General features: G+C 50.8%; 10 protein-coding genes. 4 read left to right on the plus strand and 6 right to left on the minus strand.

Going from position 1 to position 11271, the window contains the following annotated elements:
• Window positions 1-937 (plus strand): WD40 repeat domain-containing protein (locus tag AACZ40_RS24840; protein ID WP_339676249.1); only part of this gene is annotated, 937 nt, incomplete at its 5' end.
• On the opposite strand, the gene AACZ40_RS24845 is transcribed toward AACZ40_RS24840, so the two are convergent.
• Entirely contained in the window at window positions 934-1539 is a 606-nt protein-coding gene (locus AACZ40_RS24845) for a glycine zipper domain-containing protein (protein WP_291169257.1), read from the minus strand. The two genes, AACZ40_RS24840 and AACZ40_RS24845, sit on opposite strands and share 4 nt — an antisense overlap.
• Window positions 1540-1901: 362 nt before the next feature.
• Here AACZ40_RS24845 and AACZ40_RS24850 point away from each other — a divergent pair, with 362 nt between their 5' ends.
• Window positions 1902-2477, plus strand: a complete 576-nt coding sequence (locus AACZ40_RS24850) for an antibiotic biosynthesis monooxygenase (protein WP_291169254.1) — start codon at window positions 1902-1904, stop codon at window positions 2475-2477.
• A gap of 91 nt (window positions 2478-2568) precedes the next feature.
• On the opposite strand, the gene AACZ40_RS24855 is transcribed toward AACZ40_RS24850, so the two are convergent.
• The 5 genes from AACZ40_RS24855 to AACZ40_RS24875 all read right to left on the minus strand — a co-directional run bounded on the left by AACZ40_RS24855 (window position 2569) and on the right by AACZ40_RS24875 (window position 8396).
• Entirely contained in the window at window positions 2569-3393 is an 825-nt protein-coding gene (locus tag AACZ40_RS24855; protein WP_291169251.1) for a c-type cytochrome, read from the minus strand.
• Window positions 3394-3501: 108 nt separating this feature from the next.
• On the minus strand, window positions 3502-4530 hold the full coding sequence (locus tag AACZ40_RS24860) for a DsrE family protein (protein ID WP_291169250.1): 1029 nt from the start codon (window positions 4528-4530) through the stop codon (window positions 3502-3504).
• A gap of 62 nt (window positions 4531-4592) precedes the next feature.
• The gene (locus tag AACZ40_RS24865) at window positions 4593-5843 is read right to left on the minus strand and encodes an FAD/NAD(P)-binding oxidoreductase (RefSeq protein ID WP_339676254.1); all 1251 of its coding nucleotides are present in this window, start codon (window positions 5841-5843) and stop codon (window positions 4593-4595) included.
• Window positions 5844-6063: 220 nt separating this feature from the next.
• Window positions 6064-7530: an MBL fold metallo-hydrolase gene (locus AACZ40_RS24870; RefSeq protein WP_291169246.1), complete on the minus strand. Its 1467-nt coding sequence runs from the start codon at window positions 7528-7530 to the stop codon at window positions 6064-6066.
• Window positions 7530-8396: a sulfite exporter TauE/SafE family protein gene (locus AACZ40_RS24875; protein WP_291169244.1), complete on the minus strand. Its 867-nt coding sequence runs from the start codon at window positions 8394-8396 to the stop codon at window positions 7530-7532. The genes AACZ40_RS24870 and AACZ40_RS24875 overlap by 1 nt, the downstream gene beginning before the upstream one ends.
• 600 nt (window positions 8397-8996) lie before the next feature.
• Here AACZ40_RS24875 and AACZ40_RS24880 point away from each other — a divergent pair.
• Window positions 8997-11087, plus strand: coding sequence for an amidase family protein (locus AACZ40_RS24880; RefSeq protein WP_291169241.1), 2091 nt, complete (start codon window positions 8997-8999; stop codon window positions 11085-11087).
• On the plus strand, window positions 11087-11271 hold a 185-nt coding region (locus AACZ40_RS24885; RefSeq protein WP_339676257.1), incomplete at its 3' end, for a hypothetical protein. The genes AACZ40_RS24880 and AACZ40_RS24885, both read left to right, overlap by 1 nt.

The raw sequence follows: 11271 nt of genomic DNA on the forward strand, positions 1-11271 counted from the left end.
CCCCGGAGAGAACGGTCAGTTGAAACCCTTCCTGGATTTTCGTGCCAAAGGGGGCATGCTGTGGACGGCCATCTTCTCTCCTTATCACAATTCAATTCTGACCGTCGGCGGACGTGATGCGCGGCTCTGGAACGATGTGACTGCGCGTCAGGTCATGGCATTTCATCCACATGGTGTCGTCGCTTCCGCAGCTTTCTCACCGGATGGAAAATGGCTCGTGACAGGCAGCTGGGATAATTCTGCCAAAATCTGGAATACGCAAACTGGCCAGGCAGAAAAGAAGCTTGAACAGAAACACAATGGTTATGTTAACACGGTCCGTTACTCACCGGATGGCAAGCGTATCCTTACCTCCAGCGATGATGGGACTTCAAAAATCTGGGATGCCACCAGTGGTGACATTCAGATGAGCCTGGAGCAGCCGAATACGCATGTGAAAAGTGCCATCTTCTCACCCGATGGATCACAAATCGTAACCGCTTCCAACGACAAAACACTGGTGATGTGGGATGCGAAAGCCGGTAAAAAATTGAAAACATTCACAGGACACGAATGGCCCATTCGGGAGGTCGCTTACTCCCATAATGGTAAACGACTGATTTCAGGATCGGAGGATAACACAGCGATTATCTGGGAGATTGACACCGGGAAGAAAACCGTCCTCGCCGGGCACACAGCACCGGTAGCTTCAGTCGTTTTCTCACCCGATGACAGTCGGGCCTTTACCGCCAGTGATGACGGTACCGCGAAACTCTGGGACACGGATTCCGGAAAGGAAATCCTGACGCTCAGCAGCCATGCACAGGGTGTCACATCGGTCGATTTCTCGCCGAACGGACGTTTTGTAGCGACGGGCAGCCAGGATGGCCAGGCGATTTTATGGCTCACTGTTGACTGGAAGAATAAAGCGCCCCAGGTCGTGCAGTTAAACCGTTAAAAGTGAAAGTGCCCATGCACGCCATAATGCGGTCGGTAAAAGCGGGGCCGCGGACGCGGTCGTACAAACACGACAGAAGGGGAACTGACCACCGTGGGGGTCTGTCGAACGATCACAGGCTCTGCTGAATTCACATAATTGTGCTGCTGCATGAATTCAATCAGAGGGTCGCTGAGCCCCTGCTGTTTGAGCGCAATAATGCTTTGTGGACTCAGGTCAAAAGCGCCTCCCCGACTGCGAATGGCTCCCATGATCACGGAATCACTCACGCCGCTGTGAGCCATCTGCAATACATCGTGATTATGAATCGCAGCGCGGGCCACTCGTTCATGATTTGCCTGGGCAATGGCCACGTCGCGTTCTTCCCGGGCATCTTCTGCGTTTCCAATCAGGCTTCCCGCCAGTCCGCCTGTGGCAGCTCCAATCAGGGCACCTGCGCCGGCGTTACCGGAATGATTTCCAATAATGGCTCCGGTGACGGCACCAATGCCAGCCCCATGCGCGGCCCCTGCTTCGGTATGATTCATCGAAGCACAACCCACTTGGGAAATTAATCCCAGAACCAGCAGGGTGATCCCTGATTTATGTGACAGACAGTTCATTTGTGTGAATCCTTCCACCCTTACTCTTGCACTTTTTACAATTCAGGCGCAATCTAAATTGTAAGAGAGTCCATCAGGATGGCTCTCTCTAAATATATCGGGATTGCAGACCTGCAGTATCAGATATTTTAAATGTTGTACAGACAATTTTTTAAACCCAGATTATAGCCCTGCCACAATTCAATTCTCTAAGCTGTGATATGACGATCTGTTACAATTTTTTATATTGAAAAACGGAATCGACACTGCCTGGTGACTGCTATAATGAGAGACAACTTGCCTGGGGACTATCAGTACAGAGCAATCTGCTTCCCGTAGATCATGAAAGAAAGCAAATTATATTCCATGAAGGAAAAACTTTGATGCACACAACCAAATCAGACCCCGTGACGATGGTCGTGACTGCTCATCCCGCTCCTGGAAATCAGAAAGAGTGGGAAGAAACACTGACGAATACGATTCAGGCTTCTCTCAAATTCCCCGGCCACCTGGGGACCACCGTCCTGAAACAGGAGTCCACCCGGAAACCCACCTACCAGATTGTCCTGCGATTCGATCAACTGGAGAATCTGGAACGCTGGAAGAATTCCCCGGAACGTGAACACTGGATCTCCAAATTGCACGCACTGGAACATTGTCCTCCCGCGATCACTCATAACACCGGTCTGGAAACCTGGTTCGAATTAACACATCATGACGAACAGCAACCGGTCGAGCCTCCGCCTAAATATAAAATCGCGGTCATCGTGTGGATCGCCGTCTATGCCTCCGTCATTCCCGTGATTAATCTCATCCGCCCTCATATGACCGAACTGCATTTTTTGATTTCCAGCGCGATTACAACTTCAATCACGGTCCCCCTGATGACATGGGTCATGATTCCTCTCTTAAGCTGGCTGCTCAAAGGCTGGCTTTATCCCGAAAACAGAAAGACCTGATCAGTCAAGACTGCCGTTTAATGCCAGTTACTCCCTTGCCCGCCGATCAGAATCAGACTCGGCGTTCCAGTCAGCCCAGAGAACCAGAAGCTCACCAGCGATAAACACCCAGTTGCTTTGCCTCTGGCAGATGTTCCTCGAGGACAAATTCTGGACGATCATGCGAATTCACATAAGCGGCAATATCCAGCGCATCCTGCTCGGATAAATTTGTCTCATCGGGAGGCATCGCGACTTTCAGCCAGGCGGCCAGCTTGTCGTTACGGCTCATTCCCGCTCCCGTGTTATACGAGTTCTCACCCCAGACCGGCGGTCCCGCTTCGCCTCCAGTTCCCTCGCTCCCATGACAGTCGGCACACTGGTTTGAAAATAATGTCGCGCCGCGTTTTGCATTTGCCAACTCAGTTCGAAGCTTAAGAGGCCTGACATGATTGGGGCCCAGTGGCTTTTCATGATTCATTCGGATCGTATTTCCGGACGAGAGCCAGGTGATATACGCCGTAATCGCGGTCGATACTTTACTTCCCAGCGGAGGTCGCATTCCATTCTGGCTGCGCATGAAACAGTTCAGTACCCGGTCTTCCAGTGTAATCACTCGTTTCTCACGGGGAGACCAGGCAGGATACGCAGTCGCTATTCCCAGAAAAGTAGCGGCACGCGGGTCAGTTCCTGCCTTGAGATGACAGGAACTGCAGGTCAGGGAATTGCCCACATACTCTTTTGACAGTGGATGGACGTTCGTCTGTTCGACAATGGCTCGACCGAGCCTGACAATTTCACCCAGTTCATGAGGAGGGTACTCGCTGGGTACCTGGTACTTTTCAGATTTCATCGGCGGCATTTCAGCCGACACAACCGTCAGGAGAAATGAGCCTGTCAGCAGTAGAATAAATATAATAATCCAGCGATCACGCATGAGGGTCTCTCTTTATGCAATACAGAATCAGAAATTCCAGTCAGTGAAGATGGTCTCCGGATTTTATGCTCAAAGAAGTTCATGGTCTGTGAGAAATAATACAATCTATCATTTTAATAGCGGTACATAAGCGTATCCGTCCGCCTGCAGATTGACCAGGGAAGTCAAAGCAGAGACTGCGACGTCAGCAAACACAACGACTTCTTCCGACTGTTTTCCCTTACCAGTCAGTGATTGACCACATACATAAATGGCAACCCCGGCTTGATGCAGTTCGTGTAAACAATCCAGGTTGGGATTACGTTCTGCTTTAAAATGCTTCGCATACGCATCGTCATTTAATACACACAAGGTTGCATCGCCATGCAGGACAACAGCAATTTTCACCGCCGCCGGTGTTTTACCAGCTCCCTCATATATGTTGATATACCTTGCCAGTTTTTCAATAGCTGGATTCAGCTGGTCGGCTGCCCCTCCTTTCGTGAGATCAACACAGATTTTACTTTCAGCCCGTGGCTGCTGGGAAGCGGCCGGTAGTGCAACGACTTTCCCGTATTTTTGAATTTTCGGGTGAATGTACTCCGTTTTTGTATTATCATTCTTCGCCGCGGGAACAGGATGATTTTTCATCGCTTCGGGGAAACCGCGTTTTACAAATTCTGAAACCGTCTTCGCATGTTCCTGAATCAGTTTTGCAACATAGGGATTCTCAGACGTCTCCAGCACACGCACCCCTTTGGGAGTATCTTCTGTTACCATCTTGATTTGCCCGGCATGTTTGAACAGTTCGGCAAACAGAGGGTCACGCATCCGAATGGGCTGCCGCTTTTCAATCCGTTCTTTCATCCAGTAGACATGCTCCCTGATTTTCGCAGCAACCTGTGGATCGTCGGATTCTGCCAGGGTCTGAACCCCGTTGGGAAGCACACGGACTTCACGCTTTATTTTCTGGTGATTCTCGAGCAGATAACGAAAATCCATATGATCGCGGTCATGTCCCTGCCCTTGCCCGGCACCTCCCTTACCTCGACCGTGACCATGACCTCGACCTGCTGGTCCATGCTGGGCCAGAACAGATCCAGCGGCCAGGCAGACCAGGAGAATGAGCATTCCAGTTCGCAATAACGTCGTCTTCATTGATTTCTTCCTTTTTTACAATTTGTAAGTATTCGTGAATTGATCGACCGGTATAAAAGCAATCAGACGCGTCCCTTGAGCATGCCTCTCCAGTACAAAACCGGCAGCAGATATTTTTTCAGCAGCCACATACTCCAGCGTTCCTGCGCCTGATTGATCGGAAATGTTTCATCCGGATTCTTGTCGTAATCAAATTCTGCCAGAACGAGTTTTCCATAACCTGTCACCAGGGGACAGGATGTATAACCGTTGTATGTGGCAGTCAGCGGTTTACCCGCGATCAGGGACTTCAGGTTTTGGACAACCGTGGGCGCCTGCTTGCGAATTGCTGCCGCTGTTTTTGAAGTCGGCAGATTACTGCTGTCGCCCAGCGCGAAGACATTCGGGAACCGCACATGCTGCAACGTATTTTTATTGACATCGACCCACCCATTCTCGTCAGCAAGAGAACTCTCTGCGATAAATGTGGGAGGTCCCATCGGAGGGGTAACGTGAATCATGTCGTATTTGACAGAGCTTTCCTCACCCGTTTCCAGATCACGAAATATCGCTTCTTTCGTATCAGCAGAAATGGCAACCAGACTCTGATTAAACCGGGTTTCAATACCTTTTCGTTTTACAACCTGCTCCAGAACCTTCCGATATTTCTCGACTGCAAACAGGCTGCCAGTACCCGAGATAAATATGATTCTGCATTGATCTCTGATTCCCTGCTGGCGAAAATAATCATCAGCCAGATAACAGATCTTCTGTGGGGCACCTCCACATTTAATTCCTGTGACGGGCTGGGTAAAAATGGCCGTCCCCCCCTCGAAATGACTGATATTGTCCCACGTACTGCCGACAGACTCGAAGGAATAGTTACTGCAGACTCCAGCCTGTCCCAGATTTTCTTTTAATCCTTTGACGTTATCCCAATTAATTTGAATCCCGGCGCAGACAACTAGGTAATCGTATTTAATCGTTTTCCCATCGCGCGTGATCAACTGATTATGTTGTGGTTCAAATTTGATAACCGCATCACGAATCCATTTCGCTTTGCGGGGAATCACAGAAGCTTCGTCACGTCGTGTTTTTTCCATACGAAAAGCGCCCCCGCCTACGAGGGTCCAGGCGGGCTGGTAATAGTGGCTGTCGGAGGGATCCACGATGGCCACATCCAGCTGATTCGACCAGCCCCGGGTGAGCTTTGAGGCAACAGTGATTCCAGCTGTCCCACCGCCAACGATTACAACCTGGTGATGAATCACCCGGCCAGAGCCATTCATGGCCGGCTCGTCTCTCTGATGGTTTTTAACGGGTTTGGAAATCATTTGCGTTCTCCGAAAAAAGTTGATGTGAAACGGGAATCCACTTCGCAACGGTCAACCTTCGATTGTTTCCCCGATATGCGACCGGGTATTTCAGCCTCAGGGGGGCTCGGCCTGTGGCAGCACCTGAACAGGCATGTTTTGACTCCCAGGCGAGGCAGGAGATATACATGAAACACGATCCATGCTGCGATGATTGCCAGTAAAACCAGGATTGGACTCATTATAATTTCTCCAGGGAACAGGCCTTGATACTGCCGGGACTGCAAGTGACACCATTCTCAACCGAAATCGTGGCAGGCAAGCCGGCTGCCTGCCATGCCTGGAAGCCACCTGCCAGATTGATGACCTCAATCCCAGCAGCCTGTAAAATACTGGCCGCAATTGCAGATCGTGCCGAACTCTGACATTGCACGACAACCGGTTTTGACCGCTCAATTTCAGCCAGGTGTTCTGGAAGATGCCCCAGAAAACGATGTTCGGCCTGAGGAATATGGCTTGCATTCCATTCTGAGTCTGATCGAACATCGATCAGTTTGACTTCACAGGATTCAATCCGCGCCGCAATGTCTTCGGCGGAAACCACAGCATAACTTTCAGTCGCCAATTCTTTCGCGATGACCTCAGAGCGCCGAAATGCACCCTGTAACTGAGTATCGATGCCAATTTTCTGCAACACACGAACCGCCTCTGATAAATCAGCAGTTTCCGTGATGAGATAAACCGGCTTTGAATAGTCAATGAGCCACCCCGCCCATCCCGACAGCATCGACAGGGGAATATTCACTGTTCCCGGCACATGGGCTTGTGCAAACTCTGCTGAAGGAGTGAGATCAAGTAGTGTCGCCTGAGGACTGTATTCACCTATTCTCGCCGGATCAAGATAATCAGGCAGACCGGTATCCCCGATTATGCCAGGACCTTCTTTATTGACCCGTTTCATCACAGCAAAATATTTGGGTGCTTCGGGCTGGTCAGACAGAATGTATTTTACAAAAGCGGTTTCATCATCAAACTGCAGTGCAGGGTTGAATCGTTTTTCATATCCCACGGTGGAAGACGGGATCGCCCCCAGTCCTTTGCCACAGGCACTCCCTGCCCCGTGAGCTGGCCAGACCTGCAGGTAGTCGGGCAGACCTTTAAACCGTTCCGCCGAATGATACAACTGATGCGCACCCGCTTTCGCACTCCCCATGATGCCCGCGGCTTCTTCCAGCAGATCCGGGCGGCCAATCGAGCCAACAAAAACAAAGTCGCCGGTAAAGATCCCCATCGGCTCAGTCGCTCCGCCCCCCAGGTCTGTCAGCAGAAACGAGATACTTTCGGGAGTATGACCCGGAGTATGTAGAACCGCAAATCTGATATTTCCGATTTGGAATGTATCGCCATCTTTCAGCAGTTGTGTATCATACTGATCTGCGTATTCATACTTCCATTCGGCCGGACCTTCATCTGAGACATACAATTTTGCGCCAACGCGATCGGCCAGTTCTCGTGCCCCGGAAACATAGTCGGCATGAATATGTGTTTCTGCAACGGCAGTCAGTCTGACACCTTCTCGTTGCGCTGTTTCGAGGTATTGATCAATATCCCTGCCCGGGTCCACAACGATTGCTTCGCCGGTTTTTTGACAGCCCACCAGATAAGAAGCGTGGGCCAGCTTCGGATCGTAAAAATATTTCAGCAACATCACTCTTCTCCTTTGTTATTGTGAACAGGTATCTGACTTTCCGCTTGAATCTGCTTCGAAGCTACTATCACCGCAGTAGCAGGCGCGGCAGGATGCAGGTATTTGCCGCCCTCACGTACTATGACAAACCCACCCAGCAGAATCAGAAATCCAGCAAAGACCGATTTCAGCATTTGCTGGTTCAACCGTGTATTAATGTGACGGCCGATCATGCTGCCAACGATACCCATGACTGCGAAAATCAATATCGTCTGCCAGTCGACTGACATGTGATTCGCTGACAGAAAGTACTCGTACCTGGCAAAACCAACGGCAGCCTGAAATACGATGATGACCAGACTGGTCCCGATTGCCAGTCGCATGGGAAGTTTGCCGAGGATGACCAGGGCCGGCACAATCAGAAAACCGCCTCCCACCCCGACAAAGCCAGTCAGAAGACCGGCGAAAATGCCTTGCAGCACCATTTTCCAGGCGGGGGACCGCCTGGGTGACTCATTGCCGTTAGCGTCGATCGTTTCTGGTTTTCTAAGCATGATCAACGCAGCCCCTAAGAGAACGCTGCCAAAAACGACCAGCTGAACGGCCTCTGCCGCCAGTCCGCCTGACCAGGCACCCACCAGTGTCCCCAGCATTCCAGGGAGTCCAAAACAGAACACACTACGCCAGTCAATCTGTTTCGCATTGGCATAGGGAATCGCTGCAGCGATGGCAATCAATCCCACAATGGCCATTGATTCCGCTATAGACTCCTTGGTCCCGTGTCCGACCAGGTAGATCAGTACCGGAACTGTAATCGCTGAGCCACCCGCCCCCAGCAGACCTAAGGTTAACCCGATCAATAGTGAACCAGCCAAAATATAAACCACGATACTGTTCCGTTCAGTCCTGAGATTCTGATTCGCAGACAGTAGTCGAAGTATTCCCTCTGACATCCTGTCCTGACACAACATTATATCGTAATATTGCGATATATCTACATTTAATCGAAACAGATTGGCAATATTAATTCGGACAGACGTCACTGCTGAGATTGTGGAGAGGAGCCCCCTTCTCAGCACGCGATTGCGTTTTTAATTTCCGGAACGGGGCAAAAGGCATAAGCCCTTACAGGGTATAGCTTAGCAGCTCATTACATGTGTGATAAATTTGAAATACAGAATCCTTCAATAACCATAGACAGGTTTGATTTCACGCAAGAATTGTTGACAAACTGACCTCCAATCGAACTGGACACTCAACGTGGTCTCAAAAAAACGCGTTGAGTTAATCCCTTTGTGACACGAATTGGCCCCCTGCTCCCGTTTCCGACAGCATCCTGTCGGGGCTCGGTTTCCCTCGGCACGGCTCTCAGTATTGGAGCGTGTACTTTCGGTATAGGATGTAGTAAAACAGTTTGGATTCAGAATGAACTCAATGTGCCGCCGTCCGTTCTGACTCTGTTCTTAAGGATTTCAAAGGAAGATTATATGGATCGCCTCGGCCGGATCTATGCCATTTTACTCGTTCTGGTTTTATCCCAACTGGTCGGAAAACTCTCTGCGACAGAAGATCTGAACCCGCGGCTGCGAGAACTCGATTTTTCTCCTTTTCAAAAATCACTGGATCGCTTCAAAGCGACAAGAGCCGAGGAAATCCATGATCTGGTGATTGATGCTACCATCTCGGATCTGCAGGCAGCCCTTGAGGCTGGCAGACTGACTTCGGAAGAACTCACCCTTTACTTTCTCGATCGTATCCAGCGTTTCGATCAGAACCTGCGCAGCTATACCGAACTCAATCCCCGTGCGCTGCAGGAAGCCAGAACCGCGGATGCTTCAAGGGGGAAAGACTCGAAACGCGGTCCCCTGCATGGCATACCCGTGAATCTTAAGGATAACATCGATACCAGGGCCCCCCTTCATACGACCTGTGGTGCCGAAATCCTGCTCAATCACAGCCCCGACAAGGATGCCGAACTCGTAACCCGCCTGCGTTCTGCCGGTGCGGTCATATTAGGAAAAGCCAGTCTCTCTGAATTTGCAGGTGCTTTAACCATGGACCCTTCGGGTGCGAATGCCGTCAGCGGCGCTGGTGTGAATCCTTACGCTCCCGAACTGGATGTCTCCGGTTCCAGCAGTGGATCTGCAATTTCGACCTCAGCTTATCTGACGACAGCCAGTGTTGGCACTGAAACATCGGGCTCACTGATTTCACCCGCTTCGCAAAATGGGTGTGTGAGTATGAAACCCAGCCGGGGAGTAGTAAGCGGCACGGGAGTGATCCCCCTGGTCCGCTTTCAGGACTCAGCAGGTCCTGTGGCCCGCAATGTCACGGATGCTGCGATCATGCTGGCAGCAATGGACCAGGCAGACGTCGATTATGCAGCCACTTTAAATACGGAAGCCCTGCGGAACGTTTCAGTCGGCGTATTACGGGATGAGATTCTCTGGTCTTCCGCCCCTGCTCTCCCCCTCGAATGGTTTTCTGAACAACATGCGATCATGCAGAAAATCGATCGGGGGCTGCAGAAATCGCACGCCAGCTCCCAGGCAATCCAGCTACCGCCCGAACAGCTCACATCGTTAAGCAGGCTGATTTTCATAGGGCTCGCTCAAGATTCGATCGGCTACCTGATCAATGCGGGAGCACCAGTCGCTTCTCTGAATGATCTGAGAAATTACAACGAACAGCAGCCTGAGATCCGCGTCCCGTTTGGGCAGCTGCTTGTCCGCTATGGTTGTTCCCTGATCGGTGAATTCGCAGATCAGGTTGGCTCCAGCGAAAACGATCTGACAAACCAATATCAGCAACTGGCTTTGCAACTTCGTAAACAGGCGGCAGACATACTCGACAATATATTTAACGAAAATGAGATCGACCTGATCGTCAGCCTGGCGAATGACCAGTCCCCGCTTTATGCAACCGCCGGTTATCCTGCGATTACCATTCCACTCGGTCTGGATGACGACGGTTCCCCTATCGGAGTCACCCTTATCGGCCGAAAAGGGGATGATGCCAAACTGCTTTCCCGGGCATTCGCCTTTGAACAGGCTACAAAATACCGGGTCAATCCGGGAAAACCATTCAGACAGATTCAGAAATTCCAGGCTGTTACCTTTGACCTGAAGTCTCCCAACGTTCATTTCGGTAACAGCCTCTCTCTCGGATCAGCCAGTCATCATGTCCAGTCCGTGCCCATCCGCCAGCAGATCAATGGCATGGTGCTTGGTATGTCGGTCCGGGATCTCAATCAGGATCGAATACCAGAAGTCTACATTTCAGTACGGATCGATGAAGAAACAGACTCCCTGCTCATCTATACGCTCAACAGCAGACACGCATTGACCAGGGTCGAATTCCCCCCACTGGATCCCTCTGCCGGCTATTACGGAAACGATCGCTATGTCTTGCAGGATTCGACGATCACGCGAATCTTTCCTCTCTTTACCAGTGATCCCGACGACATACGACCCACGGGAAAAAGTCGACAGATTACCTACCAGCTGAAACTGGATGCCGATCGCGTCTCTCTGAAACAGACCCGAATCAGTGAAATCAGCAGTCCCACGACTGACTGATGCAGGTTATCCAGCCGGTCGCGATTCCCCTCGATAAACCACTCACCCTCGGCGTTCGTTTTGATCTCAGTAGAAATCTGTTTAAACCTGCTCAGATTTCTCCAACTGTGAAAATTCGACTTGACCGCGGCGCGCCAACAGCGATAAGCGCTGTTTTGAGTCGCGCGCGTGCCCAGTTTACAGT

Source organism: uncultured Gimesia sp. (assembly GCF_963972345.1).
GTDB lineage: Bacteria > Planctomycetota > Planctomycetia > Planctomycetales > Planctomycetaceae > Gimesia.

Coding starts and splice junctions, on each gene's coding strand:
- AACZ40_RS24845 (WP_291169257.1), bottom strand. CDS start 1,539: ATGAACTGTCTGTCACATAAATCAGGGATCACCCTGCTGGTTCTGGGA.
- AACZ40_RS24850 (WP_291169254.1), top strand. CDS start 1,902: ATGCACACAACCAAATCAGACCCCGTGACGATGGTCGTGACTGCTCAT.
- AACZ40_RS24855 (WP_291169251.1), bottom strand. CDS start 3,393: ATGCGTGATCGCTGGATTATTATATTTATTCTACTGCTGACAGGCTCA.
- AACZ40_RS24860 (WP_291169250.1), bottom strand. CDS start 4,530: ATGAAGACGACGTTATTGCGAACTGGAATGCTCATTCTCCTGGTCTGC.
- AACZ40_RS24865 (WP_339676254.1), bottom strand. CDS start 5,843: ATGATTTCCAAACCCGTTAAAAACCATCAGAGAGACGAGCCGGCCATG.
- AACZ40_RS24870 (WP_291169246.1), bottom strand. CDS start 7,530: ATGTTGCTGAAATATTTTTACGATCCGAAGCTGGCCCACGCTTCTTAT.
- AACZ40_RS24880 (WP_291169241.1), top strand. CDS start 8,997: ATGGATCGCCTCGGCCGGATCTATGCCATTTTACTCGTTCTGGTTTTA.